This is a genomic window from Cryobacterium sp. TMT2-42-4 (genome assembly GCF_004402645.1).
Classification (GTDB): domain Bacteria; phylum Actinomycetota; class Actinomycetes; order Actinomycetales; family Microbacteriaceae; genus Cryobacterium; species Cryobacterium sandaracinum.
In genome coordinates, this window is sequence record NZ_SOFT01000023.1 from 1 (window position 1) to 24,956 (window position 24,956).

26 protein-coding genes and 1 pseudogene are annotated in these 24,956 nt (G+C 66.5%); 14 read left to right on the forward strand and 13 right to left on the reverse strand.

Features of this window, described 5'->3' with window-relative positions:
• Positions 1 to 152 (forward strand): annotated as a pseudogene (gene sufC, locus E3O18_RS16530) (Fe-S cluster assembly ATPase SufC); the annotation flags it as partial.
• Positions 153 to 156: 4 nt separating this feature from the next.
• Entirely contained in the window at positions 157 to 486 is a 330-nt protein-coding gene (locus tag E3O18_RS07345) for a metal-sulfur cluster assembly factor (protein ID WP_134395521.1), read from the forward strand.
• Between the two features lie 56 nt (positions 487 to 542).
• Here the strand turns inward: E3O18_RS07345 and E3O18_RS07350 are convergent, their stop codons facing one another.
• Positions 543 to 2,219 (reverse strand): molybdopterin-dependent oxidoreductase, encoded by a 1,677-nt coding sequence (locus tag E3O18_RS07350; protein WP_241978141.1) that lies wholly within the window; start codon positions 2,217 to 2,219, stop codon positions 543 to 545.
• A gap of 841 nt (positions 2,220 to 3,060) precedes the next feature.
• Positions 3,061 to 3,612, reverse strand: coding sequence for an OsmC family protein (locus E3O18_RS07355; RefSeq protein ID WP_134395523.1), 552 nt, complete (start codon positions 3,610 to 3,612; stop codon positions 3,061 to 3,063).
• Positions 3,613 to 3,769: 157 nt separating this feature from the next.
• Here E3O18_RS07355 and E3O18_RS07360 point away from each other — a divergent pair, with 157 nt between their 5' ends.
• Positions 3,770 to 4,420: a TetR/AcrR family transcriptional regulator gene (locus tag E3O18_RS07360; protein ID WP_134395524.1), complete on the forward strand. Its 651-nt coding sequence runs from the start codon at positions 3,770 to 3,772 to the stop codon at positions 4,418 to 4,420.
• 59 nt (positions 4,421 to 4,479) lie between these two features.
• Positions 4,480 to 6,078: an ABC-F family ATP-binding cassette domain-containing protein gene (locus tag E3O18_RS07365; protein WP_104102190.1), complete on the forward strand. Its 1,599-nt coding sequence runs from the start codon at positions 4,480 to 4,482 to the stop codon at positions 6,076 to 6,078.
• Between the two features lie 78 nt (positions 6,079 to 6,156).
• On the opposite strand, the gene E3O18_RS07370 is transcribed toward E3O18_RS07365, so the two are convergent.
• From E3O18_RS07370 to E3O18_RS07380, 3 genes are read right to left on the reverse strand one after another with little or no spacing between them, the layout of a single operon-like run.
• A complete protein-coding gene (locus E3O18_RS07370; protein WP_134395525.1) occupies positions 6,157 to 6,996 on the reverse strand; it encodes an SURF1 family protein in 840 nt (279 codons plus the stop codon).
• On the reverse strand, positions 6,993 to 7,241 hold the full coding sequence (locus E3O18_RS07375) for a hypothetical protein (RefSeq protein WP_134417814.1): 249 nt from the start codon (positions 7,239 to 7,241) through the stop codon (positions 6,993 to 6,995). The genes E3O18_RS07370 and E3O18_RS07375 overlap by 4 nt, the downstream gene beginning before the upstream one ends.
• Positions 7,238 to 7,543, reverse strand: coding sequence for a DUF3099 domain-containing protein (locus tag E3O18_RS07380; RefSeq protein WP_347232337.1), 306 nt, complete (start codon positions 7,541 to 7,543; stop codon positions 7,238 to 7,240). The genes E3O18_RS07375 and E3O18_RS07380 overlap by 4 nt, the downstream gene beginning before the upstream one ends.
• Positions 7,544 to 7,672: 129 nt before the next feature.
• Here E3O18_RS07380 and fabG point away from each other — a divergent pair, with 129 nt between their 5' ends.
• Positions 7,673 to 8,383 (forward strand): 3-oxoacyl-ACP reductase FabG, encoded by a 711-nt coding sequence (gene fabG, locus E3O18_RS07385; RefSeq protein WP_104169936.1) that lies wholly within the window; start codon positions 7,673 to 7,675, stop codon positions 8,381 to 8,383.
• On the opposite strand, the gene serB is transcribed toward fabG, so the two are convergent.
• Together serB and glgC are read right to left on the reverse strand one after the other, a co-directional pair.
• Entirely contained in the window at positions 8,380 to 9,027 is a 648-nt protein-coding gene (serB, locus tag E3O18_RS07390) for a phosphoserine phosphatase SerB (RefSeq protein ID WP_134395527.1), read from the reverse strand. The genes fabG and serB overlap by 4 nt on opposite strands.
• Positions 9,024 to 10,268, reverse strand: coding sequence for a glucose-1-phosphate adenylyltransferase (gene glgC / locus E3O18_RS07395; RefSeq protein ID WP_134395528.1), 1,245 nt, complete (start codon positions 10,266 to 10,268; stop codon positions 9,024 to 9,026). Before glgC ends, serB begins: the two co-directional genes overlap by 4 nt.
• Positions 10,269 to 10,348: 80 nt before the next feature.
• Between glgC and glgA the strand changes: the two genes are divergently transcribed.
• The 3 genes from glgA to E3O18_RS07410 all read left to right on the forward strand — a co-directional run bounded on the left by glgA (position 10,349) and on the right by E3O18_RS07410 (position 12,810).
• Positions 10,349 to 11,530: a glycogen synthase gene (gene glgA, locus E3O18_RS07400; protein ID WP_134395529.1), complete on the forward strand. Its 1,182-nt coding sequence runs from the start codon at positions 10,349 to 10,351 to the stop codon at positions 11,528 to 11,530.
• A 96-nt stretch (positions 11,531 to 11,626) separates the two neighbouring features.
• The gene (locus E3O18_RS07405) at positions 11,627 to 12,409 is read left to right on the forward strand and encodes an ABC transporter ATP-binding protein (protein WP_134395530.1); all 783 of its coding nucleotides are present in this window, start codon (positions 11,627 to 11,629) and stop codon (positions 12,407 to 12,409) included.
• A gap of 149 nt (positions 12,410 to 12,558) precedes the next feature.
• Complete coding sequence (locus E3O18_RS07410; RefSeq protein ID WP_104102169.1) at positions 12,559 to 12,810, forward strand: type B 50S ribosomal protein L31; 252 nt, start codon at positions 12,559 to 12,561, stop codon at positions 12,808 to 12,810.
• A gap of 114 nt (positions 12,811 to 12,924) precedes the next feature.
• On the opposite strand, the gene E3O18_RS07415 is transcribed toward E3O18_RS07410, so the two are convergent.
• Positions 12,925 to 13,611, reverse strand: a complete 687-nt coding sequence (locus tag E3O18_RS07415) for a 3'-5' exonuclease (RefSeq protein WP_134395531.1) — start codon at positions 13,609 to 13,611, stop codon at positions 12,925 to 12,927.
• Positions 13,612 to 13,807: 196 nt separating this feature from the next.
• Between E3O18_RS07415 and E3O18_RS07420 the strand changes: the two genes are divergently transcribed.
• Positions 13,808 to 14,707, forward strand: coding sequence for an alpha/beta hydrolase (locus tag E3O18_RS07420; RefSeq protein WP_134395532.1), 900 nt, complete (start codon positions 13,808 to 13,810; stop codon positions 14,705 to 14,707).
• Positions 14,704 to 15,852, forward strand: coding sequence for a glycosyltransferase family 1 protein (locus tag E3O18_RS07425; RefSeq protein WP_134417815.1), 1,149 nt, complete (start codon positions 14,704 to 14,706; stop codon positions 15,850 to 15,852). The genes E3O18_RS07420 and E3O18_RS07425 overlap by 4 nt, the downstream gene beginning before the upstream one ends.
• Here the strand turns inward: E3O18_RS07425 and E3O18_RS07430 are convergent.
• Positions 15,840 to 16,439 carry a histidine phosphatase family protein gene (locus E3O18_RS07430; protein ID WP_134395534.1) on the reverse strand — a complete coding sequence of 200 codons (600 nt, stop codon included), beginning with the start codon at positions 16,437 to 16,439 and terminating at the stop codon, positions 15,840 to 15,842. The two genes, E3O18_RS07425 and E3O18_RS07430, sit on opposite strands and share 13 nt — an antisense overlap.
• A 52-nt stretch (positions 16,440 to 16,491) precedes the next feature.
• On the reverse strand, positions 16,492 to 17,352 hold the full coding sequence (locus E3O18_RS07435) for a Sir2 family NAD-dependent protein deacetylase (protein ID WP_134395535.1): 861 nt from the start codon (positions 17,350 to 17,352) through the stop codon (positions 16,492 to 16,494).
• 101 nt (positions 17,353 to 17,453) lie between these two features.
• Between E3O18_RS07435 and E3O18_RS07440 the strand changes: the two genes are divergently transcribed.
• Together E3O18_RS07440 and E3O18_RS07445 are read left to right on the forward strand one after the other, a co-directional pair.
• Complete coding sequence (locus tag E3O18_RS07440; protein ID WP_134395536.1) at positions 17,454 to 18,257, forward strand: RNA methyltransferase; 804 nt, start codon at positions 17,454 to 17,456, stop codon at positions 18,255 to 18,257.
• A 26-nt stretch (positions 18,258 to 18,283) separates the two neighbouring features.
• Positions 18,284 to 19,516, forward strand: a complete 1,233-nt coding sequence (locus E3O18_RS07445; RefSeq protein WP_134395537.1) for a D-alanyl-D-alanine carboxypeptidase — start codon at positions 18,284 to 18,286, stop codon at positions 19,514 to 19,516.
• 262 nt (positions 19,517 to 19,778) lie between these two features.
• Here the strand turns inward: E3O18_RS07445 and E3O18_RS07450 are convergent, their stop codons facing one another.
• Positions 19,779 to 20,567 (reverse strand): SGNH/GDSL hydrolase family protein, encoded by a 789-nt coding sequence (locus E3O18_RS07450; protein WP_134395538.1) that lies wholly within the window; start codon positions 20,565 to 20,567, stop codon positions 19,779 to 19,781.
• A 56-nt stretch (positions 20,568 to 20,623) separates the two neighbouring features.
• Here E3O18_RS07450 and E3O18_RS07455 point away from each other — a divergent pair, with 56 nt between their 5' ends.
• Entirely contained in the window at positions 20,624 to 22,438 is a 1,815-nt protein-coding gene (locus E3O18_RS07455; RefSeq protein ID WP_134395539.1) for a DEAD/DEAH box helicase, read from the forward strand.
• Positions 22,439 to 22,527: 89 nt separating this feature from the next.
• Here the strand turns inward: E3O18_RS07455 and E3O18_RS07460 are convergent, their stop codons facing one another.
• Positions 22,528 to 23,829, reverse strand: coding sequence for an aminotransferase class I/II-fold pyridoxal phosphate-dependent enzyme (locus E3O18_RS07460; protein WP_134395540.1), 1,302 nt, complete (start codon positions 23,827 to 23,829; stop codon positions 22,528 to 22,530).
• A gap of 106 nt (positions 23,830 to 23,935) precedes the next feature.
• Here E3O18_RS07460 and E3O18_RS07465 point away from each other — a divergent pair, with 106 nt between their 5' ends.
• Positions 23,936 to 24,415 (forward strand): Lrp/AsnC family transcriptional regulator, encoded by a 480-nt coding sequence (locus tag E3O18_RS07465; RefSeq protein ID WP_104102139.1) that lies wholly within the window; start codon positions 23,936 to 23,938, stop codon positions 24,413 to 24,415.
• 103 nt (positions 24,416 to 24,518) lie between these two features.
• Here the strand turns inward: E3O18_RS07465 and E3O18_RS07470 are convergent, their stop codons facing one another.
• Positions 24,519 to 24,722, reverse strand: coding sequence for a cold-shock protein (locus E3O18_RS07470; RefSeq protein WP_035840308.1), 204 nt, complete (start codon positions 24,720 to 24,722; stop codon positions 24,519 to 24,521).
• Positions 24,723 to 24,956 lie beyond the last annotated feature (234 nt).

Here is a 24,956-nt window from a genome sequence, read left to right on the forward strand (position 1 = left end):
CGCACTACACCCGCATCCTGCGCTACATCAAGCCGGACTTCGTGCACGTCTTCGTCGACGGCCGCATCGCCGAACAGGGCGGCCCCGAACTCGCCGACCGCCTCGAAGACGAGGGCTACGATCGCTTTCTCACCGAAACGAACGTAGGTTAGGCGCATGGTTTCCACGCTGCCCCCGGCGCGCTTCGATGAAATCGAAGAGGCGCTCAAAGACGTCATGGACCCGGAACTCGGTATCAACGTGGTCGACCTCGGCCTCATCTACGACCTGGGCTGGGACGATGAGAACAATGCCCTGATCATCCACATGACCCTGACCTCGGCCGGCTGCCCGCTGACCGATGTCCTCGAGGAACAGACCGCCGAGGCGTTGGACGGCGTCGTCGACCAATTCCGCATCAACTGGGTCTGGATGCCGCCGTGGGGTCCCGAGAAGATTACGGACGACGGCCGTGACATGATGCGAGCCCTCGGCTTTTCTATCTAATCCTCCCCGAACGCACGCGAAAACCCCGATTTCCTCCGGAAATCGGGGTTTTCGCGTTAGATGGACTGCCGGTAGCCGAAGAACTCATGGTCGTTGTGGTAACCACCAAACCCCGCACCGATCTCCGAGAAGTCCTCAACGAACTCGATTCCCTTGATCCACTTCACCATCTTGAAACCCAGCTGCGTTTCGTTGCGCAACCGAAGCGGTGCTCCGTGCCCGAAAGATAGGGTCTGCCCGTTGAGGTCATAGGCGAGCATGGTCAGTTTGTAGCTCATCTGCTCGATGGGTTGGGCGTCGTAGTACGTGCCACCGTCCGGACCCGCCGCGAAGGAATAGAAAATGACCCATTTCGCCTCGGGTTTCGGCTGCACCAGATCCAGGATCGTCTGCATGGAGATTCCGCCCCACTTCGCCACCCCTGACCACCCCTGAATACAGAAGTGCTGGGTGATCTGATCGTGATAGGGGAGACCCTGCAACTGTGCGAGGTTCAAATCGACGGGGTTCTCGACGAGCCCGTTGACCCGCAGTGTGTAGTCCGCGAAGTTGCCCGCTCGAAGCGCCTGGTATTCCTCGGAGTCCGGGTATTTGCCGTTGTGCCAGAAGTACGGCGAAATGTCCTTCTCCGTGTATTGGCCGGGGTTCGCGTCGATGTGTTCAAATAGGCGCTGCGCGCGACCGATCAGCGCGAAACCGACCTTCTGCACCACACGAGGATGCCGATAGGTGAAAGGCGTGGCTGCGAGCCATCCTCCGATGACGACGACCATCGAAGCCGCGAAGATCCCGATGCCGACCCACGATTCACTGTCCTGAGACGCATACATGTGATTGAGGTTGCGCAGGGCCCCTGTGGTCATCACCAGGGTGACGTGCACAACGATGAACATGACGAACCAGCAGAGCACGAAGAAGTGCAGCGAACGGGCCACCTGGATGCTGAACACCGAGCTGATTCTACGGAAGCGGGTCGACAGCGCGGGGGACATGCCGAGGCCGGTGACCAGGGCGAGAGGCGCCGCGATGAAAACGGTGATGAAGTAGGCGATCAGCTGCAGACTGTTGTAGTTGGTCCACCCGCTCTCGGCCGGCCAGTCCAAAGACAGATACTGAAGGGCGGCCGACGCGGCGTTGGGGACGACGTCCCAGCTCAGCGGGACCAAGCGCATCCACTGCCCCGTCGCAAAGATAAGAACACAGAAGATGATTCCGTTGAGCAGCCAGACCGTATCGACGCCGAGGTGCCACCACCGTGCGAGACCGATGGAGTGACGGCGCCCCGGCAGGCCGACACCATCGGGCAAGGTGATTGAGTCCTCCTTCGCCGTGTAGAGCGGATCGCTCGGCACCGGCTTCTGCATGCGAAACCAGTCCTTACCCGGTGTCGAGTGCCGGGTCCAGTACAGCCGCGGATGGTCAGCCATGATGCTGACACCGGACCGGATGATGAAGATCATCATGAAGAGGTTCAGGAAGTGTTGCCAACCGACCCACGCCGGGAACCCGACCGGGGCGTTGTCGGGCAGTGCAGTCGCACCCGGATACTGGCTCATGAAGTCCTGCACCGCGGGCATCTCCCGCAGCCCCTTGGCAATGGCGATCCCCACGATCAGCAGGACCAGTCCAATGGGAATCAACCACAGCAGATTGAACCACTTGTCCGTGCCGATCCGCACCCGCGGGGCAACGCCGTACTGGGCAGGGACCCGGCCGGCCCAGTGGTCATCCACCACGTGGTACCGCGTCGTGTCCAGTTCCTCTCGAAAACTTCTCCGCGTCCCCCCTGCTCCAATGTCTGTTGCAGGAATATTTCGATCAATCGAGTTTGTATCCATACCGTCCCCATTTGAGAAGCAGGATGCCTCCCCAACCGTGTCGGGAGTGCGATATACAGCACCGTTATGCCCATTTCCTGCTTGCTGCCTGCAAGTATCCTCCTATTAAACGGAATATATTCCGCATTAATCCGGTTAAGGCCCCGAACGAGTCGATCCGTGCCCTCGGTGTCTCCCTTTGATCCGCATTTGATCCGCATCCGATTTAGTCCTGATCCACCCACGTCGACGGGGCACCGGCCATCTGGCCGGCGCCCCGTCGACGTGTCCTGGTCGATGATCCGATCCTGGTCACTCGGACGATGTATTCTCCTCAGCGCCCGTTTCCCGAGCGCCCGTTTCAGCGGACGACGCCAACTCAGACGGCTCCCAATTCTCCAAATCGATCAGGGACGGGTGCGGCCCGATGTCGGTTTCACCCTCCTCGAACATGTCGCCCACAGGGCTGGCGCTTTCCTGTTCCTCATCTGAGTCGGACGGGGGAGGCCCGTCCGGGTTCGGTGGGGTGGTGTGGCTGATTCGTGGTCCATCGTCGACCTCCTCGCATTCGTGCAGCAACCGGTGCGGCTGCAGCTGCAGCCGACGGTAGGCCTCCGCCCTGTTCGCCGCTAGACGAGTGGGTGACTGCGTCACGGCGCACGTCCTGGAGGCCGGCGGACGGCCTATCGTGCGCCAGCTTCCACACGGTGCGCCGCGGGACGCGACAGGCCTGGCCACCGGTCGGCTTCGGATCCGGCTACGCCTTGGTGACGATGACGGACACGGGAGTGGGGTTCGCGAACAGGTCGAGAACCGGGCAGTGCGCGTCGACGGTTGCCCGCAGCTCCTGGTAGCGCTCATCGGATTCGGGACCGGTGATGGTGATGTGCAGGCGGATCGCTGCGAAGCCGGCCCGCACGTCCTCGCTCATGTCGAACAGCCTCCGAACGTCAAGGTCGCCCTCCGCGACAATCTCGATCTCGTCGACCCGGATGCCCAGCCCCTGGGTGTAGAGGCGGTAGACGACCACCTGGCACGAGAGCAGGGCGCCGAGCGCAATCTCGACGGGGCTGGCTGCCACATCGTCTCCGGCCAGGGCCCCGGGCTCGTCGACGAGGAAGACATGCTTGCCGGCCGTGATGCGGGTGGCAACCGAGCCCTCGCCGGCGGCCGTGACGCGGTAGGTCAGCTTCGCTTTCGACGCGTCAGCGCTGATGCGCTCACTCCAAGCGGTTCCGGCGGCGATGAGGCGGCTGGCACAATCTTCGGCACGGGGGGAGAGGGCGGCGGGCGTCTGCACGAGTGTCATGCCGAAACCATAGGAGGCCAGTCCGGCCCGGGCACCCCTCCCGATCACACAACGTCATGGTCGAACGCTGCCGCATGGTCCCCGAACCGAAATACCGCCTGCTAGAACACTATTCCAGTGTGTAGAATAACATTCTAAAAAGAAGGTTGAAGTCCTGATGAGCATCGAATCCCGCCGGGAGGCCCAGTCGCAAGAGACCCGCACCTTGATCGTGCGGGCCGCGCTCCAGCTAATGCTTGAGCGGGGGTACATTTCCACCACTCTCGGCTCGATCGCCGCCGAGGCAGGCGTCGCGGTGCAGACCATCTACAACTCGGTCGGTGGCAAAGCCGCCGTTCTCTCCGCCGTGCTCGACCGCGCGGCCGCACGTGCGTACGAACCGCAAGCCGGCCCCCCACCGCTGCGCAGTCAGATCGCCGAAGCGCGCACGGCCGCCGAGATCGTCCGAATCCTGACCGGCTGGATCGCCGACCTGAACGCCCAGACGTCCGGGGTGCACCGCGTGATCGCCCAGGCGGCCGGAGTCGATGCAGACATCGCGGAGCTGGAGATGCGGCGTTCCGCCCAGCGACTTCTCCAGTACGGCGAGGTCGCGAGCGCGCTGCGCTCACGGCACAGCCTGCGCGGGGGAGTGAGCGACCACGAGGCGGCGGCAACGGTGTGGGCGCTCGGGCATCCACAGGCCTACCGGTCTCTGGTCCTCGACCTCGGCTGGTCGGATGCCGCTTACCGGGACTGGCTGGCGAAGGCACTTCAGGGGGCACTTTCGCTTGCCGGCGCACACCGAGGCGGAACCGATCAAATATAGTGGAGAGTTGGCCCGCTTCGGCCAGAAAATTCTACGACTCCCCTGAACGGACTGTTGCTGTGCTGAGTGTGCAAAATCTCGAAATCCGAGTTGGGGCGCGCGTGCTCATGGAAGACGTCAGTTTCCGCGTTTCCGCCGGTGACAAGATCGGCCTGGTTGGCCGCAACGGGGCTGGTAAGACGACACTGACGAAGACTCTGGCGGGTGAGACAGTTCCGACCAACGGTTCGATCGACCGCACCGGCGAGATCGGCTATCTGCCCCAGGACCCCCGCTCGGGCGACCCGGACATGCTCGCTCGGACCCGCATCCTGGATGCCCGCGGCCTCGGAACGATCTCCCTGGGTCTTGCCCAGGCCGGTATCGACATGGGCAGCGACGATCCCAAGACCAGCGCCAAGGCCATGCGCACCTACGGCAACCTCACGGATGAGTTCAACGCCCTCGGCGGCTACGCGGCCGAGGCGGAAGCCGCGTCGATCGCCAGCAACCTGAACCTTCCCGACCGCATCCTCGACCAGCAGCTGCGAACCCTGTCCGGCGGACAGCGCCGCCGCATCGAACTCGCCCGTATCCTGTTCTCGGCCGCGGAAACGATGATCCTCGACGAGCCCACCAACCACCTCGACGCCGACTCCGTGGTCTGGCTGCGGGAGTTCGTCAAGAACTATCGCGGCGGATGCATCATCATCAGCCACGACATCGAGCTGGTCGGCGACACGGTGAACCGGGTGTTCTACCTCGACGCCAACCGCATGGTCATCGACATCTACAACATGAACTGGAGGAACTACCAGCGGCAGCGCGTGGCCGACGCGGACCGCCGCAAGAAGGAACGCGCCAACGCCGAGAAGAAGGCGTCGACCCTCCAGCTGCAGGCCGCGAAGTTCGGCGCTAAGGCAAGCAAGGCTGCCGCCGCCCACCAGATGGTCGCGCGCGCCGAGAAGCTCCTGTCCGGACTGGACGCCGTGCGGGCAGTCGACCGAGTCGCCAAACTGCGCTTCCCCGAGCCCGCCCCGTGCGGACGCACCCCGTTGATGGCCACCGACCTCTCCAAGAGCTACGGCTCGCTGGAGATCTTCGCGGCCGTGGATCTGGCCATCGACCGCGGCTCGAAGGTGGTCATCCTCGGCCTCAACGGTGCGGGCAAGACCACACTGCTGCGCATGCTCGCGGGCGTGGATAAGCCGGACACCGGAGAGATCGTGCCCGGCCACGGTCTGCGGATCGGCTACTACGCGCAAGAGCACGAGACGATCGACGTCAAGCGCAGCGTGCTGGAGAATATGGTGTCCTCCTCGCCCAACATCACTGAGATGGAGGCGCGCCGGGTTCTGGGCTCGTTCCTGTTCACCGGCGACGACTCGCACAAGCCGGCCGGGGTTCTGTCCGGTGGCGAGAAGACCCGGCTGGCCCTGGCCATGATCGTGGTGTCAGGCGCCAATGTTCTGCTGCTCGATGAACCGACTAACAACCTCGACCCGGCCAGCCGCGAGGAAATCCTCGACGCCCTGGCGCACTATGCCGGGGCTGTCGTCCTCGTAAGCCACGACGAGGGCGCTGTCGAGGCGCTGAACCCCGAGCGCGTGTTGATCATGCCCGATGGCACCGAGGATCACTGGAACAAGGACTACCTTGATCTGATCATGCTCGCCTGATCACCTTCCTGCACCCAGCACACTGCCCGGGCCCGCTGGCCCGGGCATTCGTGTTTCCGAATCCCTCTGACCTGTCGATCACCTGCCGTCGATGAGCTCATCCTCGATCTCCGAGTCGCTGCGGGGTTTGGCAGCCTGCCGGCGGGCACGCTCGGCGGCGCGAACGCGCTCGTCCGGGTCGTCGAAGTTCACGGCTCGGTACTCCTGCCGGATGGCCCAGCCCAGACCGACGAAGCCCATCAGGGCGAACACGAACCATTGGAATGCGTAGGACAGGTGAGGCCCCTCGTCTTTGACCGGGCGGGTGACCGCCACGGGACGTTCGTCCGGCGTCGGATCTTCGGAAGCCATCAGCCCGTACGCGCCGGTATACGTCGGAAGGTCCAGCCGGGTGGACACCTCGTCGAGGTTGATCGTCGCGATCTGGTCGCCCGTGGCCGACCGCCCGGCCAACGAAGGCTCACCGGCCTTGAGCCGGGCGATGACGGTGACCACCCCCGAGGGGGCGGTTGGCACGGATGCCGGGGCGTCGGGGGTCTGCCCGGTCGGCAACCAGCCCCGGTTCACGATGAAGACCGAGCCATCGGCGAGCAGCAGGGGAGTGAGAACCTCGAAACCCGGGTGGATATTGAGCGGGCGGTTGCGCACGATCAGCTCGTCGTCCGTCAAATACGTGCCGGTCACGACAACGGGCAGCCACTTCTGAGACGCGGAGAACGCGTCCAGACCAGGCAGAGCCTCGGCCAAGGGAACCGGATCCGCCGCATAGTTGGTCTCCACTTTGTCCATTTCAGAGAGGGCATCGGAGCGTCGCGCGAGCTGCCAGAGACCGAGCCCGGAGCACACGGCCGCAAAGAGGATGGTCAGCGCGAGATATCCGGCCCAGCGCCGGGTGAACGCAAACTTCCAGCCGATCACGCCGGCCCGGCTTCCGGGTCTACAGCCTCAAGGAAGACCGGCAGAGGCGAGACGGCCAATGGGAAGTCTCGACTGGCCAGGAAATCGCGGAGGTAATCGACGTGCAGGTCGCAGGCCAGCCAGGTCTTCACGCGGTCTTGAGCGTGAATACGGGGATTGCGCCAGTCCAACCGCCAGTCGGCGTTTTCACGACAGCCGGCGCGAGAGCAATTCGTCGTTTCGAGATCGGCGCCGAGGCCGATCACGTTCCGCTCTCGTCATTATCCGGTCCGCGAGGCGGCGCCCGGAACACCTGCACGGCTCCCGGTCGGACGACCGTGGACGCCACGGCGCTGCTCTGAACATTCGCAAAGACGACCGCGAAGTAGGGAAGGGCGATTGCGCCGACGGCGCAGACGAGAAGCCACCAACCCTGGACGAAGAGCATCAGCACGATGCAGACCATCCGGATGCCCATGGCGATCAAGTATTTGATCATCCGGGCTCGACGCTCCTCCTCGGGTGAAGGGGGGAGCGAGGTGATCGACTGCTGTTTCATGGATGCCATCGATTCGGTCAGTCGGGGAGTTTCTCTCTACAAATTCTACGTCTCGTCGGACATAAACGTAGACGCCCTAAACTGGAAAACACGCGCGTACGGCTGTTCGTTCGCTGAGAAAAAGAGATTGGACCCAGCATGACGACTGGCAGAACTGTCCTTGTCACCGGGGGAAACCGCGGCATCGGATTTTCTATCGCGGAGGAGTTCATCAGGCAGGGACACCGCGTCGCGGTCACCGCCCGCTCCGGGGACGGTCCGAGCGGCAGCTTGACGGTGCGCGCGGATGTGACGGACGCCGCATCCATCGACGCCGCGTTCACCGAGATCGAGGCGGCGCTCGGCCCCGTCGAGGTGGTTGTCGCCAACGCGGGCATCACCAGGGACATGCTGCTGATGCGCATGAGCGAGGACGACTTCACCTCGGTCATCGACACCAACCTGAGCGGCGCATTCCGAGTCGTGAAGCGTGCGTCCAAGGGGATGCTCAAGGCTCGGTTCGGCCGCATCGTGCTGATTTCCAGCGTGGTCGGCCTGTACGGCTCCGCGGGACAGGTCAACTACTCCTCGTCGAAGAGCGGTCTGATCGGCCTCGCCCGTTCGGTGACCCGTGAACTGGGCGGGAGGGGCATCACGGCCAACGTCGTCGCACCGGGTTTCATTGAAACCGACATGACCGCAAAACTCTCCGAGTCGCAGCAGGCCGACTACAAGCGCAGCATCCCGGCGGGACGCTTCGCGACCCCGGTCGAGGTGGCTCGGGTCGTCACCTGGCTTGCCGGGGACGACGCCGGGTACATCTCCGGCGCGGTCATCCCCGTCGACGGCGGGCTGGGGATGGGGCACTAACCGCGCAGACCGAGTATCGGCAGGATCTGGCTGAGATCGCGGGTATCCAGGGCCAGGTCCGCCTGCGCCCTCACGATCGGTTTCGCGTTGAAAGCGATGCCCAGACCGGCTGCCCGCATCATCGTGAGGTCGTTCGCTCCGTCGCCGACGGCGACGGTCTGGGGCAGGGCTACGCCCTCGAGGGCGGCCCACTCCCGCAGGGCCGCGGCCTTGGCGGCGGCGTCGATGACGGGTCCGACCAGGCCGCCGGTGAGGCGACCGTCGGCCACCTCCAGCCGGTTCGCCCGCCAGTGATCGAGGCCGAAGGCGGCAGCCAGCGGGTCGAGCACCTCGTGGAAGCCGCCCGATACCACCCCGATTCTGCTGCCCTGGGCGTGCAGGCCGTCGATGAGTTCCTGCACCCCGGGAGTCGGGCGGACGAGCCGCCCGACCTCCGCGAAAACATCCGTGGACAGTCCGGCCAGCGTCTTGACCCGGAGCCGTAGACTCTGCGCGAAATCGATCTCGCCGCGCATGGCCTGCTCGGTCACCTCGGCGACGAGGGCCAGCGAGCCGGCCGCATCAGCGAGCAACTCAATGACCTCGTCTTCGATCAGGGTGGAATCGGCGTCCAGGACGACGAGGAAACGAACGAACACGGTCACGGGTGGACGTGGACTCCCTTGCCGACGACGGTGATGCCGGACTCGGTGACGCTGAACCCCCGTGCGCGGTCACGCTCACGATCAACGCCGACTTCCGCTCCGGCGGCGACCACCACGTCCTTGTCCAGAATCGCCCGACGCACGGTCGCACCCGGTTTGATCTGCACCCGGTCGAAGACGATCGAGTCCACCACCTGGGCACCGGAATCGATGGCGGCCCAGGGGCCGAGAACGCTGCGTTCGATGTGCGCTCCCGAAATGACGCAGCCGAGGGAAACGATCGAGTCGATCATGGTGCCGAGGAAGCCGCGTCCGTCCCGGACGAACTTCGCCGGCGGAGAGTTGAGCTGCTGGCTGAAGATAGGCCACTTCTGGTTGTAGAGGTTGAAAACGGGCAGTGCGCTGATCAGGTCCTGGTGCGCCTCGAAGAAGGAGTCGATGGTACCCACGTCGCGCCAGTAGTCGCAGTCTCGGTCGGTGGATCCGGGGACGTCATTGAGCTTGAGGTCGTAGACGCCGGCCTCACCGCGGGACACGAAATCGGGAATGATGTCGCCACCCATGTCGTGGCTCGAGTCGGCGCGTTCGCCGTCGCGCAGGACGGCCTCGATCAGCGCCTCCGTGTTGAAAACGTAGTTGCCCATGGACGCGAAGACCTCGTGCGGGGCATCGGCGAGGCCGACGGCATCCTTCGGCTTCTCGCGAAAATCACGAATGCGGTCCGGCGTCGCCGCGTCGACCTCGATGACGCCGAACTGGTCGGCCAGACCGATCGGCTGACGGATGGCCGCGACGGTTGCGGCGGCTCCGGAGGCGATGTGAGCCTCGATCATCTGGCTGAAGTCCATCCGGTAGACGTGGTCGGCTCCCACGACGACGACGATGTCGGGCTTCTCGTCATGGATCAGGTTGAGGCTCTGCAGGATCGCGTCCGCGGATCCGCTGAACCAGCGCTTGCCGAGACGCTGCTGCGCCGGCACCGATGCGATATAAGAGTTGAAGAGGCCACCAGAAACGTGCCAGGTCTGGGAGACGTGACGGTCAAGGCTGTGGGACTTGTACTGAGTGAGAACCACGATCTGGGTGAGGCCCGAATTAATCAAATTCGACAACGCGAAGTCGATCAGCCGGTAATGACCCCCGAAAGGAACGGCCGGTTTCGCACGGTCCTCCGTCAACGGCATGAGCCGTTTTCCTTCTCCGCCGGCGAGCACGATTCCAAAGATCTTCTTTGACTGCATGTCTTTACAGTAGGGCCATTCGTCACGTCGATCCAGCACGAGTGGGTGTGCCTCCGGCCAGCCTGCGATAGCTTTGCCTCATGCGAGTGGATCTGTTGACCAAGGAATACCCCCCGGAGATTTACGGCGGAGCAGGCGTGCATGTGGCGGAGCTTGTGAAGGCCCTTCGCACCGACATCGACGTCTCCGTGCGATGCTTCGGCGCGCCCCGCGACGCCGTCGACACCCACGCGTATGAGGTGCCGGCGGAACTGGCGGGCGCGAATGCGACGCTGGCCACGCTCGGCGTCGACCTCCAGATGGCGCAGGACGTGCACGGCGCCGACATCGTGCACTCGCACACCTGGTACGCCAACGGCGCCGGCCACCTCGCGAAGCTCCTGCACGGGATTCCGCACGTTGTGACCGCGCACAGCCTCGAGCCGCTCCGCCCCTGGAAAGCCGAGCAGCTCGGCGGAGGCTACCGGGTCTCCAGCTGGATCGAACGCAGCGCCTTCGAAGCCGCGGATGCCGTCATCGCCGTCAGCGGTGGGATGCGCCGCGACATCCTGCGCAGCTACCCAGCACTTGACGCGGCTCGGGTGCACGTCGTCTACAACGGCATCGACCTCGAACGGTGGAAGCCCACGGACGACCGGGACACCGTGCGGGCACTGGGCATCGACCCGGACCGACCGGCCGTGGTCTTCGTGGGCCGCATCACCCGGCAGAAGGGGCTTCCGTACCTGCTCCGCGCGGCTGCCCTGCTGCCACCGGAGGTGCAGCTGGTGCTCTGCGCCGGCGCCCCCGACACCCCGGGCATCCTGGCCGAGGTCACGGCCGGAGTCGAGGCCCTCCAGCGCGAACGCTCCGGCGTGGTCTGGATCGATCGCCTCCTGTCGCAGCACGACCTGGCCGCCGTGCTCACTGCCGGCACCGTCTTCGTCTGTCCGTCGGTCTACGAACCGCTCGGCATCGTCAATCTGGAGGCCATGGCCTGCGGGCTGCCGGTCGTCGGAACTGCGACCGGGGGCATCCCCGAGGTGGTCGCCGACGGCGTGACCGGCCGGCTCGTGCCCATCGACCAGGCCACCGACGGAACCGGAACCCCCATCGATGCCGACCTCTTCGTCTCGGACCTGTCGCGCACCCTGATCGAGGTCCTCGCCGACCCGGCCAACGCCGCCGCGATGGGCCGAGCCGGCCGGGTCAGGGCCGAGCAGATGTTCAGCTGGACCCAAATCGCCACCCGCACCCGGGAGATCTACGCCGCACTGCTCTAAGTCGGGCTCTGACTAACCGCCCCAACGGGTGCTGCAGGAATGCGCGGCACCCGTTTCGCGTGTGTGGGCATCGGCGGCGGCAGATAACATGGCCTTATGGTCAACGTTCTCCACTTCACCGACGTCTCCGTCGTCCGGGATGGCACACCCATCCTCGACTCAGTGAACTGGAGTGTTGATGACGACCAGCGCTGGGTGATCCTGGGCCCGAACGGCGCCGGCAAGACCACGCTGCTGCAGATCGCCGCCGCCCTCATCCACCCGTCGAGCGGAAGTGCCGTCGTTCTCGACGAACCGATCGGACGCACCGACCTCTTCGAGCTGCGGCCGCGGATCGGCTTCGCCTCGACGGCGATGGCCCGCCGGGTCCCCGCGAACGAGAAGGTCCTCGATGTGGTGATGACGGCCGCGTACTCCGTCACCGGGCGCTGGACCGAAGAGTACGAAGCCATCGACGAGCGCCGCGCCCAGCGGGTGCTGGGCGAGTGGAAGCTGGATGCTCTGTCCGACCGCAAGTTCGGCACGCTGAGCGACGGCGAGCAGAAGCGGGTGCAGATCGCGCGGTCCATCATGACCGACCCCGAGGTTCTGCTTCTGGATGAGCCGGCCGCGAGCCTCGACCTCGGCGCGCGCGAGGAACTGCTGCAGCTCCTCGGCGGCTACGCGAGCGAGTCGGGGTCGCCGGCGATCATCATGGTCACCCACCACGTCGAGGAAATCCCCCTCGGCTTCACGCACGTCCTGCTCCTGTCCAACGGCCGCATCGTCAGCGCCGGGCCCATCGCCGACGCGCTGACCGCGGAGTCACTGACCGAGGCGTTCGGTCTGTCCATCGAGTTGCACGAGGCCGACGGACGTTTCAGCGCTCGCGCGATCTGACCGCCACCGGATGGCGGTCACAGCCAGTGGATTCTGCTAAACTCGACAGTCGGTCCTTGGACCGTATAGTTTTTCCTGCCGCACCTGGCGAGTCTGTACTCGCTAATCGAAGCGCAACTCACCAATCGAACAGCAATAAGGAAGTCTTCATGAAGTCTGACATTCACCCCACGTACGCTCCCGTGGTTTTCCGCGACCTCGCGTCGGGTGCGACGTTCCTTACCCGTTCGACGGTCTCCAGCTCCAAGACCATCGAGTGGACCGACGGAACCACGTACCCGGTCATCGACGTCGAGATCTCGTCGGAGTCGCACCCCTTCTACACCGGCAAGCAGCGGATCATGGACTCCGCCGGCCGCGTCGAGAAGTTCAACTCACGCTACAAGGGCTTCGGCAAGTAAAACCGCGCCACACCGTAGCATCCTGCACAACGAAAGGGCGACCAGCTTCGGCTGGCCGCCCTTTCGATGTTGCGGAACTGGGTCAGGTGTCGCTGTCGCCCGGGTGCTGCCGGGTCAGCGTTCGGGCCAGCCGCCCGCCGCGACGAACGCGGGGTCGCGTTCGCGGCGCATGTAGGCCTGGAAGCTCTCCGCCTGCTGCAGGGACCACTGTGCCTGGAGCTGGTGCAGCTCGCCGACGGTGACCGGCAGGGTCTTCTCATGCGCCCGGGCGATGGCCTGGGCCACCCGGCCGGCCGCGATCGCATCCGCCCCGGAGTCGTGCGCGTCATCGAGGGGCACACCGTAGAACGCACTGGTCACTGCGAGGGTGCGCTTTCCCTTGCGGTACCGGTCGAGGGCCTTGTCGATGACGAGAGGGTCGACCACCGGCGACGGTGAGACCAGCGGGGCAACCCCGTAGCGGATCGACTCGCGGTTGAGCAGGGTGAGGTCGTAGGGCGCGTTGTACGCCACCAGAGGAAGACCCCGGGTGAGGTGCTCCCGGATCGTCGCGACGATCTCGGCCACCCCGTCGGCGGCGACCCGGCCGTTCGCGGCGGCATGCTCGGTCGTGATGCCGTGCACGGTGGTGGCCTGGGCCGGGATCTCGATTCCGGGATCCAGGAGCCAGTCCACGCGTTCGAGCACCTCCCCGCTCACATCGATGATCGCGACGGTGGCCGACACAATGCGGCTTGTCTCCACGTCGATGCCGGTCGTCTCAAGGTCGAAAACGGCGAGGGTGTCACTCCAGTTGCTCATGGGGAAAGCCTAGGGGCGACCACCGTCATCCCCGGGCGCCTCGGGTTATGGGGAAGGCAGTTCAGGTCCGGCTGGTTCACGAAGAAGCGGTGGTCGGAGAACTGGCGCCGCACGGAGTCGAGGGCCCAGTTCGAGTTCTTCGTGTCTCTGTGGAGGGCGTCCGGCGACAGCCGTCGGCCGGCCTAAACTTGGGACGATGAATGTTCCTTCGCCCTACGATTCACAGCTCGCCCAGATCCCTGTCAGGGTCCGCGACGTCCCGGTGCTGGGCGGCGAAACGCGGTATTGGGAGTACGGCGATCCAACCGCGCACACCACCATCGTGATGGTGCACGGCTTCCGCGGCGACCACCACGGCTTGGAGCCCGTGGTCGCCCAGCTTCCCGGATTCCGCATGATCTCACCGGACCTTCCCGGTTTCGGCGAGTCCGGGGTGCTCCAGGGGTGCCGGCACGACATCGCGGGCTACGGCCGGTGGCTGGCCGAGTTCGTGGCAGCTCTGGGTCTGACCGGGCGCAAAGTGGTGCTCGGGCACTCGTTCGGATCGATTATCGTCGCGGCATCCGTCGCAGGGGGACTGCACGCCGACGATGTGGTTCTGGTGAACCCCATCGCCGCACCTGCCCTGGCCGGTCCGCGCGGCATCCTCACCCGCTTGGCGATGTTCTACTACTGGGTGGCCGCGCGTCTGCCCGAACGGCTCGGCTTCGCCCTGCTGCGCAACCGCGTCATCGTCCGCGTGATGAGCGTGACCATGGCAAAGACGGGGGATCCCGGGTTGCGCCGTTGGATCCACAACCAGCACGACCGCTACTTCTCCGCCTTCGCGGATCGCCGGGTTGTGCTGGAAGCCTTCACCGCATCGGTCGGCTCCGACGTCAGCGAGTTCGCCGGTCGCATCCCGCAGCGCACGCTGCTGATCGCGGCGGAGAAAGACGACATCACGCCGGTCGCAGCCCAGTACCGGCTGCAGAAGCTGTTCCCCGATGCCACCCTGCAGGTGATCCCCGACGTCGGCCACCTGATCCACTACGAGGTGCCGGCGCAGGCGGCGGACGCCCTGCGCCACTTCCTCGGCGAAACGGAGACGAAATGAGAATCGTCTTCGATTGCCGTTACACCCGATTCGACCGGCACGACGGCATCAGCCGGTACACGGCCGGGCTGGTCACGGAACTGGGCAAGCTCCACCCGGTCACCATGCTGATCCATGACCACCGGCAGCTCGACCTGCTTCCGGATCTGCCCTGGCAGCTCGTGAGCGCCCCGACCAGCGTCCGGGAGCCGTTCATCGCCCTCCAGGTCAACCAGCTGAAGCCCGACGTCGTGTTCTCCCCGATGCAGACGATGGGCTCTTGGGGCCGGAAGTACCGGCTGTTCCTCACCGTGCACGACCTGATCTACTACCGCAATCGCACCCCGCCGCGGGACCTGCCCGGTTTGCTGCGCCTGATCTGGCGGCTGTATCACCTGTCGTGGTGGCCGCAGCGGATGCTCCTGAACCGGGCGGACGGCGTCGTCACCGTCTCCGAGACTACCCGGGACCTGATCCGGGACAACCGTCTGACACGGCGGCCGGTCACGGTCGTCCACAACGCCGCCGACACGCGGTCGACGCCGCCCGCCGGACGTGCCGCTGCGGAAACGGGTCGCCTGGTCTACATGGGCTCGTTCATGCCGTACAAGAACGTGGACACCCTGGTGCGCGCAGCCGCGGAACTGCCGGGCCATGAGCTGCACCTGATGAGCCAGGTGAGCGACCGGGAACGGGAACGCCTGACCGCCCTCGCGCCGCAGGCGACGCTGGTGTTCCACAACGGCGTCACCGACGAGGAGTACCTGCGGGTGCTGGGCTCCGCGACCGCGCTGGTCACGGCGTCTCTGGACGAAGGATTCGGCATCCCGCTTGTCGAGGCGATGAGCCTCGGCATCCCCGTCGTGGTGAGCGACATCCCGATCTTTCGCGAGATCGGCGGCGACGCTGCGCTCTACTTCGACCCGGCCAGCACCGACGCGCTCGCCCTGGCCGTTCGGCGGCTGGGCGCGGGGGAGTGGGCGGCCCGCTCCACAGCCTCCGTCATCGAGGCGGAACGCTTCACCTGGCGCGATTCGGCCCGGCGGCTCCTGAAACTGCTTACCGGCACCGATACCGATACCGATACCGCGGATGATGCCGGTACCCGGACCGAGACGTCTACGGGCCCCGGCATCGACGCGGAGCAGCCGGCTCAGCCTGTGTAGTGCGTGTTCTCGGCTCGGCCGCGCAGTGTGGCGTCGAAATGCGTCAGCTCGAGCCGACCGTCCCGCCAGACGAAGTCGTGCACGGAGCCGTTGGCGATGATCTCGTTCTGGCGCGGCCGTTCCCCGGCCGTGCTATGGCGCAGCAGGGTTCCGATCACCCCGCCGTGACAGACGACCAGCACGGACTGTCCGGGGCGCGCGGCGGCCAGCAACCCGAAGGCCGGCAGCACCCGGTCGAGCACCTCCTGGCGCGTCTCGAGGCCGGGAACGGGCACGCCGTCGGGAAAGCGGCGCTGTCGTTCGGCGAACGTGAGTCCCTCGATCTGGCCGTGATGGCGCTCGGTGAGTTCCGGGATGACCTCCGGGCTCGGCAGGCCGAGCTCACCGGCGATGATCCGGGCCGTCTCGTGGGCACGGTCCAACGGGCTCGTCACGATGGTGTCCCAGCGCCGGGCTCGCAACCTCAGCCCCGCCTCGGCGGCCTGCGCCCGGCCGGTCGAGTTGAGGGGGATGTCTGTGCTGCCCTGGATCCGCGTGCGCAGGTTCCACTCGGTCTGTCCGTGCCGCACGATCGAAAGTCTGGTCATCCTGCCGTTTCCGTTGTCGCGGGGGTGGGAGTGGTGATGGACCGGGTCTGTTTCACGCCGATGCGCCGGCGAGGCGGTCGGCCAGCCCCGCCAGCGACTCCGACGTGCCCGCCTCCAGCTTGAGCAGTGCCCGGCCGTCGCCCTTGGTCTCGCCGCGGTTGATCACGACGATCGGCAGCTTGCGGCGCCGGGCCTGTTCCAGCAGACGGATGCCCGAGTTCACAAACAGGGACGAGCCGGCGATGACCAGGGCCTCCGCACCGGTGACGAGCGCCGTGGCCTCGGTGAACTTCACTGTCGGCACCAGCTCGCCGAAGAAGACGACGTTGGGCTTGAGCATACCGCCGCAGACCGTGCAGTCGGGAATGGTGAAACCGTCGATGTCGGACACCTCCGCATCACCGTCGGGGGCTGTGCGCACGTCACCCGGTAACATCAGTGTCGGGTTGGCCGCTTCGAGGCGCGCGGCCACGCTGTCGCGGCCGAATGCCTGACCGCAGTCCAGGCAGACGACGAGGTCCAACGACCCGTGCAGGTCCACGACGTGCCGCGACCCGGCCCGGGTGTGCAGGCCATCCACGTTCTGCGTGATGACCCCGCTGATCAGTCCGCTCTGCTCCAGCCGGGCGAGGGACCGGTGCCCGAGGTTGGGCTCCGCAGAGCGGAACCGGTGCCAGCCGAGGTGGCTGCCGGCCCAGTAACGCTTGCGCGCCCGCTCGTCGCCGATGAAGGTCTGAAAGTTCATCGGGGTACGCACGGGGGCCCCCTTCCCACGGTAATCGGGAATGCCGGAATCGGTGCTCAGACCGGCTCCGGTCAGCACCGCGATGTGGCGACCGCGGAGCACCTCGGCCACGGCATCCAGAGCGGCGGCAGTGGCGCCGACGGCGACCGGAAGCGTTTCGGTGGTCATGAAGCTCCATCCTGTGTACACCGAGTCTAAACTCGCCGGTTTTCGACTGGGGGAGGGAACTGGCAGGCTGGACGGATCATCCCCGTGAAAGGCGTCCCGCTGTGCAGATCGTCCCCATCGAAAACCTTGACCTGCCCGGTCTCGCCGACTACTCGCGCTTGACGGATGTCGCGCTCCGCCGTGTCTCCGAACCGGCCGGCGGGCTGTACATCGCCGAGTCCAGCAAAGTCATCACCCGCGCCCTCGCGGCCGGCCACCGCCCACGGTCCGTGCTTCTGCAGCAGCAGTGGCTGCCCGACGTGCTGCCGCTGCTCGTCGACTGGCCGGACGTGCCCGTGTACGTCGGCGCGGCATCCGTTCTCGAACGGCTCACCGGCTATAACCTGCACCGCGGTGCGCTGGCGGCGATGCACCGCCCGGATCTGGCGCCGGTGCACGAGGTGATCCGGGACGCGCGGCGCATTGTGATCCTCGAGGACATCGTGGACCACACCAACGTGGGCGCCATTTTCCGCTCGGTTGCCGGCCTCGGCGCGGACGCCGTCCTGATCACGCCGCGCTGCGCGGACCCGCTCTACCGGCGCAGTGTGCGGGTGAGCATGGGCACGGTGCTTCAGGTGCCGTGGACCCGACTGCCGGAATGGAGCGAGGCCGCCCCGATGCTGCACGGGGCCGGTTTTCACCTCGCGGCCCTGGCACTGTCCGACGACGCCGTCAGCCTCCCGCAGTTCGCCGGGAACGCGCCGGAACGGCTGGCCCTGATTCTCGGCGCCGAGGGCGACGGGCTCAGCACCCAGGCTCTCTCGGCCGCCGACACCGTCGTGACGATCCCCATGCTCCACGGCGTCGACTCGCTCAATGTGGCCTCGGCCAGCGCCGTCGCGCTGTACGCTCTGCGCGTCTGAACGCGGGCGCTTGGTAGAGTCGTCGGATGCCACTGACCCGACGCCAAACGTTCCTTCGCCGTCGGGTTGCCTTTGCGGCGGCCCTGGTTCTCACCCTGGGCGGGATCGGCTACCTAACCGGCACGGGGTTGGCCCCGGTTCCGGCCGCGGCCGTCGAACTGATCGAACCGGCCGCGCTCACCCAACCGGCCGCCGAGCTGATCTGGCCGGATGCCGGTGCGGGCGCCATCGGTGCGGTCGGCTACCCGGGGCTGCTCGGTTCCACCGGCGACCAGGAGTCGATGCCGATCGCGAGCATCACGAAGATGGTCACCGCACTCGTGCTGCTCGAGGAGAAACCCCTGAGCCTGAACGAACCCGGCCCGGACATCCGTTTCACCGACGACGACGTCGACATCTACTACGACGTGCTGGCCGAGGACGGCTCGGTCGCGCCCGTGTCCGCCGGCATGGTGCTCAGCCAGCGTGAGGCCTTCGAGGCCATGCTCCTGCCCTCCGCGAACAATTACAGCATTTCATTGGCGATCTGGGCATTCGGTTCCGTGGATGCCTACCTGGCGGAGGCTGAAACCTGGCTGGCCGCGAATGGTCTGACCGACACCACGGTGGCCGACACCAGTGGGCTGTCGCCGGCCAGCGTGAGCAGCCCGGGCGACCTGGTCACGATCGGCGAGCTTGTCTTGGCCGAACCCGTCCTGGCCGAGATCGTGTCCATGGAGACGTCCGACCTGCCGACCATCGGCACGGTCACCAACACCAACAAGCTCCTCGGCACCAATGGTGTCACCGGGATGAAGACCGGAACCACGGACGAGGCCGGCGCCTGCCTCCTGTACTCGGCCGAGTTCACGGTCGGCGGCGAGACCATCACCCTGGTCGGCGTCATGCTCGGCGGCGACACTCATCCCGAACTGAATGCGTCGATCGTGGACCTGCTCGACAGCGTCGAACCCGGTTTCCGCGCGGTAAGCCTGGCCGACAAGGGTGCCGCCTACGCGACTTACGCCACCCAGTGGGGGCAGAAGAGTCGGGCGGTCGCCGCGGAGGCGGCATCAGCCGTGGTCTGGTCGGACACGCCCATCACGGCCCTTCCGGCGGCGCGCCCGGTCACCCTCGGGGAGGTCGGCGACTCGGCCGGTGCAATTGACTTCCAGGTGGGGGAGACCACGGTGAGCGTGCCGCTGGTGCTCGAGCGCGAGCTGACCGACCCGGGGGCCGCCTGGCGCTTCACCCACCCGGCCGAGCTGGCCGCGGGCTAGTCGCACGTGAGGCCGGGCCGAGCCAGCGCGTGTGGCCAACTCAGGACATCCGTCGCCCGCACTCACCGGCCACTGCGGACCAGTGCGGAGCCGGTGCCGATGCCCGTCCCAGCCGGTCGGATCTCCTGAGTTAGCCACAACACCGGCCGGATCCGAGGCAGCGCCTACCGGGAACCCGCATTTTCTTCAGAATCTCCGTCGAATTGGTTCGACACCGGATGCTGGTGACCGAGCGGCGCCGGCTCGCCGCCGCCGAGCCGGTCTAGTGCCGGGGCTGGCTGAACGGCCGTGCATCTGGGCGCTTGGGCAGCACGTGGTCGCCGGAGGACTGGTGCCGGATACGGCGCAGAACCCACGGCAACAGGTACTCCCGCGCCCACTGCATGTCCTCCGTGCGGGCCTCCCGGAAGGTACGCCCTGGCATTGGCTCGGGCTTCCGGGGTTCGAGGGCATTGAGCACGTTGAGATCGGAAAGCACCATCCGTGCGACGGTGTGGTGGCCGAGAGCGTTCAGGTGCAGCCGGTCCGCAGACCACATGCCGGCATCTTGAATCTCGGTCAGCGACCAGAGGTCGGCGACGACGCAGTCATACTTCGTCGCGACCGCGCGCAGGTTCTCGTTATAGATCGCAATCTTGCCCCGAATACCACGGAATACGGGGGAGAAGCCCACATCGGCGCCCGTGAACAGCACGATGGTGGCGTTATCGCGACTCAGCCGGCGCACCTGCTCCTCGACCTGGGCGGCGATGTGGTCGGGGTCGGATCCCGGCCGGAGGACGTCGTTGCCGCCCCCGGAGAAGGTGATCAGATCCGGATGCAGAGCGAGCGCCGTCTCCACCTGCTCCACGCTGATCTGGCGGATCAGCTTGCCGCGCACGGCGAGGTTCGCGTAGGCGAAGTCCGGTGTGCCCTGGCTGAGCACCTCGGCGACCCGGTCCGACCAGCCCCGGTTCCCACCCGGGCTCGTCGGCTCGGGATCACCCACCCCCTCCGTGAAGGAGTCGCCGAGGGCGACATAGCGGGACCACGGATGCATCGGCGTCGTCATTGCTCCATTCTCCCCCCGCATCCCGGCAGTCCGTTCACCGGGTAAGTTCGTATGACGTGAATACTCCACCCCCTTTCGGTCCTGCCCAGGGGACGAGTGCAGCCGAGCATCTCTCGCCTTCGTTCCCGGAGCGTGCCGCGTGGGGCACAGCCGGCAAATTGCGGGCCTGGCAGGCGGAAGCGCTGGAAGCATATTTCGTGCACCAGCCACGTGATTTCCTCGCCGCGGCGACGCCGGGCGCCGGCAAGACCACCTTCGCCCTGCGGCTCGCGGCCGAGCTGAAGGCCCGCCGACTGATCGACAGCATCACGGTAGTCGCGCCCACCGAGCACCTCAAGCGCCAGTGGGCGGATGCCGCGGCGCGGGCGGGCATCCGGCTCGACCCTAACTTCAAGAACGCCAACGGGCGCTACGGCAACCACTACCACGGCATTGCCGTCACCTACGCCCAGGTGGCCAGCCGGGCAGCCCTGCACCGGCAGCTGACCCAGTCCAGCCGCACCCTTGTAATCCTGGATGAGGTGCACCACGGCGGGGACGCGCTGAGCTGGGGTGACGCAATCCGGGAGGCGTTCGAGCCGGCCACCCGCCGCCTCTCGCTCACCGGCACCCCGTTCCGATCGGACACCTCGCCGATCCCGTTCGTGAGTTACCTGCCCGACGAGCACGGCATCCGCCTGTCCCAGAGCGACTACAACTACGGGTATGGCCGAGCCCTCGAAGACGGCGTCGTGCGCCCGGTCATGTTCATGGTCTACGCCGGACATATGAAGTGGCGCACCCGCGCCGGCGACGAGATGGAAGCCAAACTCGGCGAGGGTAACACCAAGGACATCACCTCCCAGGCCTGGCGCACCGCCCTGGAACCCACCGGGCAGTGGATCCCCGCAGTGCTGCGCGCCGCCGATTTGCGCCTCACCCAGGTGCGCCACGGCATCCCGGATGCCGGTGGCCTCGTCATCGCCACCGACCAGACCATGGCGCGCGCGTACGCGGCCGTCCTGCAGGAGATCTCGGGGGAGTCGGTGACCGTCGTACTCTCCGATGAGAAGGAGTCGAGCGACCGGATCGACGAGTTCGCGCACAACACCTCGCGCTGGATGGTGGCCGTGCGGATGGTGTCGGAGGGGGTCGACGTGCCGCGCCTGGCCGTGGGCGTCTACGCGACCAGCGCCTCCACACCGCTTTTCTTCGCGCAGGCCATTGGCCGGTTCGTGCGGGCCCGGCGCCGCGGTGAGACGGCGTCCATCTTCCTGCCCAATGTGCCCAGCTTGCTCAGCCTGGCCAACGCGCTCGAGCTGGAGCGCGACCACGCCCTCGACCGCAGCAACCGCGACGACGGCGACGACGGCATGTACAACCCCGAAGACGCCATGGTCGCCGACGCCAACACGTCGGAGAAGGCCTCCGACGACCTCGGCGAGGAATTCACCTGGCAGGCCATCGACTCCCAGGCCACCTTCGACATGGTGATGTTCAACGGCGACGAGTTCGGCGAGCTGGCGGAACCGGGCACCGACGAGGAGTTCGACTTCATCGGCATCCCCGGTCTGCTCGAGCCCGAGCAGGTCTCCGAGCTGCTGCGCCAGCGCCAGCACCGGCAAGCCAAGCGCTCCACCGACCGACGCAAGGATCCCGTCACCGGCGAGGTCACCCCGGTGGACCCGCCACCGCTCTATCGCACGCTCAAGGAGCAGCGCACACTGCTGGCGAGCCTGGTAGGCATGTGGTCGAAGCTCGCCGGTGAGCCCCACGGCATGGTGCATGCCGAACTCCGGCGCGAGTGCGGCGGGCCCGCCGTCGCGCAGGCCAGCGTCACGCAGCTGCAGAACCGGATCGACTTGCTCCGCCGCCGCCTCGGCCGCAGCTGACCCGCGGCGGAGCCGCATCTGATCATCGCGGGTGCCCGTTCCGGGCGGGAGCGCCCCGCTGAACGGCTACTCTCGACCGAAACGGCCGCTCAGACAACGGCGTCCTGAGGTTCGGCAGCCGCGGTGTTCGGCACCCCGACCTTCGCCACGTCGGGAGTGACATCCATCGCCACGTCCAAGGCGGCGAGGATGTCGGCGAGCAGGTCGTCGACGTGCTCGAGGCCGATCGAAAGGCGCACGATCCCGGCACCGGGCCGGGCGCCGGCCTCGACCGGGCGGTGGGTCAGGGAGGCCGGATGCTGCACGAGTGAGTCCACGCCGCCGAGGGAGACCGCGTGCGTGATCAGCGTGCACGCCTCGGTGAACCGCACGGCCGCATCGAAGCCGCCCGCGAGGTCGAGGGCGATGATAGACCCGGCCCCGTTCGCCTGACGGCCCAAAAGCCCCAGCGGGTCCTGCCCGGGCAGCCCCGGGTACAGGACCCGGGCCAGTGCGGGGTGACCCGCGAGGCGCTCCGCGACGGCGCCCGCGGTTGCTTGCTGGGCGCGCACACGCACCGGCAGCGTGCGCAGCCCCCGGTGCAGCAGATACGCGGCGAACGGATGCAGCACACCGCCGGTCAGGGCCCGCACCTGGCGCAGGCGCGCCATCCAGTGCTCGGGGCCGGAGACCGTGCCGCCCATCACGTCTCCGTGGCCGCCCAAAAATTTGGTCGCACTGTGCAGCACCAACGCGGCGCCCGAATCTACCGGGCGCTGGAGCACCGGGGTGGCGAACGTGTTGTCGACCAGCACCGGCACGCTGCCGGCCGCCGCGACCACGGCACGGATGTCGGTCAGCGCCAGCGTCGGGTTCGCTGGGGACTCCAGGATGACCAGTCCGGTGTCCGGCCGGATTGCCTGGGCAACCCCGTCGGGATCGACCCACGACACGGTCGTGCCGAGCAGACCGGTGGCGAGCACATGGTCGGTACCGCCGTAGATCGGCCGGAGGGCCACCACGTGGGGCGTGCCGCCGGCCACGGATGCGATCAGCACGGCCGCCAGCGCGGCCATTCCGCTCGCGAAGGCGACGGTGCCCTCGGTGCCCTCCAGGGCCGACAGTGCCGTTTCGAACCGGGCGACTCCGGGCTGCCAGAGTCGCTGGTACACCGCGGAATCGCCCTCGCGGATCGTACCTCCGGTGGCGAGGTTCTCGTAGGAGTCCCCGCCGCACTCGACTCCCGCCAGCGGATTGGTCGTGGAGAGGTCGATCACGGGCACATGCGAACCGGCCGCTGTCAGCCCGGCCATCCCGCCGTGCACGGCAACCGTGTCCGGGTGCGGGGCCGATGGCCGCAGGGCAGGTCCGCGGGGAGGCAGGGGCGGCAGCAGCGGAAGCGTTGGCGTCATGCACAGACCCAAACAGAATCTGCCGCACGGCGCAATCATCCTTGCAGACCCTTGCGAATCAGCGGAAGCTTTCGCATAAACTGCTCACGGAAGAAAGAGTAGGCCGATGGAACCGAAGAAAGCCGAAATCGACCGGGTCGACCGGGCGCTCCTGCGTGCGCTGTCCGTGAACGCCCGTGCCTCCGGTGCGGCGCTGGCCGCGGAGATCGGCGTCGCCGAGTCGACCGTGTCGCTGCGTCTGCGCCGGCTGCAGCAGCTGGGGCACATCCGAGGCTATCGCGCGAATATCGATCTGGCCGCGCTGGGCGCGTCCCTGCAGGCGTTGATCTCGGTTCGCCTGGTCAAGCACGCCCGCGTGCAGATCGACGCGTTCCGGGCGGCGGCGCCGCACTGGCCCGGGGTGATCGGCCTGTTCCACACCGCCGGCGCCGACGACTATCTGCTGCACGTGGCCGCGGCGGACGCGTCGGACCTGCGGGACTTCGTCCTGCAGCATCTGGCGGAGCATCCGGCGGTTGCGCACACCGAAACCAACCTTATCTTCGAGTACGTCGACGGTGACGGCTGGCAGGACCTCGTCAAGTAGTTCGCTTAACGCAGACAACGCCCCTGCCGAAGCAGGGGCGTTGTCGAAGCTCGTGAGCTATGCGACTCGGAAAGCCGCCTCGCTGGTTGAGCAGTTGCGCACTTTAGAGGGCGCGGATGTTCTCGGCCTGAGGACCCTTCGGGCCCTGGGTTACCTCGAACTCGACCTTCTGGTTCTCGTCGAGAGACTTGTAGCCGTTCGATGCGATCGCGGAGTAGTGCGCGAACACGTCGGCGCTTCCGTCGTCGGGAGCGATGAAGCCGAAGCCCTTTTCAGCGTTGAACCATTTCACGGTACCTGTTGCCATTATGAAACTCCTCCAGGAGTGTTAGAAAGGCCCCGACTTTCGAGGCCGTTCGTCGCGGTATTCGTCGTCCGCTTCCGAAAGGAATACGCCGCGGCGACCGGGGTCACCGCGTTTTAAGACGTGCAAGCACTACAACTACTGAGATAACCCTAGCCCACATCGCCGCGGTGCATCCAGATTCCGTGGCAATTCGGTTCCAAAGCGTTACGTTGATTGCAGGTGATGAGTCGATCG

What these genes read in the sequence shown, in the direction of transcription:
- E3O18_RS07430 (WP_134395534.1), bottom strand. Translation starts at nt 16,439, where the DNA reads ATGACCAGACTTTCGATCGTGCGGCACGGACAGACCGAGTGGAACCTG.
- E3O18_RS07405 (WP_134395530.1), top strand. Translation starts at nt 11,627, where the DNA reads ATGGTCAACGTTCTCCACTTCACCGACGTCTCCGTCGTCCGGGATGGC.
- E3O18_RS07435 (WP_134395535.1), bottom strand. Translation starts at nt 17,352, where the DNA reads ATGACCACCGAAACGCTTCCGGTCGCCGTCGGCGCCACTGCCGCCGCT.
- E3O18_RS07410 (WP_104102169.1), top strand. Translation starts at nt 12,559, where the DNA reads ATGAAGTCTGACATTCACCCCACGTACGCTCCCGTGGTTTTCCGCGAC.
- E3O18_RS07465 (WP_104102139.1), top strand. Translation starts at nt 23,936, where the DNA reads ATGGAACCGAAGAAAGCCGAAATCGACCGGGTCGACCGGGCGCTCCTG.
- E3O18_RS07415 (WP_134395531.1), bottom strand. Translation starts at nt 13,611, where the DNA reads ATGAGCAACTGGAGTGACACCCTCGCCGTTTTCGACCTTGAGACGACC.
- E3O18_RS07420 (WP_134395532.1), top strand. Translation starts at nt 13,808, where the DNA reads ATGAATGTTCCTTCGCCCTACGATTCACAGCTCGCCCAGATCCCTGTC.
- fabG (WP_104169936.1), top strand. Translation starts at nt 7,673, where the DNA reads ATGACGACTGGCAGAACTGTCCTTGTCACCGGGGGAAACCGCGGCATC.
- glgA (WP_134395529.1), top strand. Translation starts at nt 10,349, where the DNA reads ATGCGAGTGGATCTGTTGACCAAGGAATACCCCCCGGAGATTTACGGC.
- E3O18_RS07460 (WP_134395540.1), bottom strand. Translation starts at nt 23,829, where the DNA reads ATGACGCCAACGCTTCCGCTGCTGCCGCCCCTGCCTCCCCGCGGACCT.
- E3O18_RS07445 (WP_134395537.1), top strand. Translation starts at nt 18,284, where the DNA reads ATGCCACTGACCCGACGCCAAACGTTCCTTCGCCGTCGGGTTGCCTTT.
- E3O18_RS07450 (WP_134395538.1), bottom strand. Translation starts at nt 20,567, where the DNA reads ATGACGACGCCGATGCATCCGTGGTCCCGCTATGTCGCCCTCGGCGAC.
- E3O18_RS07380 (WP_347232337.1), bottom strand. Translation starts at nt 7,543, where the DNA reads ATGGCATCCATGAAACAGCAGTCGATCACCTCGCTCCCCCCTTCACCC.
- glgC (WP_134395528.1), bottom strand. Translation starts at nt 10,268, where the DNA reads ATGCAGTCAAAGAAGATCTTTGGAATCGTGCTCGCCGGCGGAGAAGGA.
- E3O18_RS07360 (WP_134395524.1), top strand. Translation starts at nt 3,770, where the DNA reads ATGAGCATCGAATCCCGCCGGGAGGCCCAGTCGCAAGAGACCCGCACC.
- E3O18_RS07470 (WP_035840308.1), bottom strand. Translation starts at nt 24,722, where the DNA reads ATGGCAACAGGTACCGTGAAATGGTTCAACGCTGAAAAGGGCTTCGGC.
- E3O18_RS07355 (WP_134395523.1), bottom strand. Translation starts at nt 3,612, where the DNA reads ATGACACTCGTGCAGACGCCCGCCGCCCTCTCCCCCCGTGCCGAAGAT.
- E3O18_RS07425 (WP_134417815.1), top strand. Translation starts at nt 14,704, where the DNA reads ATGAGAATCGTCTTCGATTGCCGTTACACCCGATTCGACCGGCACGAC.
- E3O18_RS07345 (WP_134395521.1), top strand. Translation starts at nt 157, where the DNA reads ATGGTTTCCACGCTGCCCCCGGCGCGCTTCGATGAAATCGAAGAGGCG.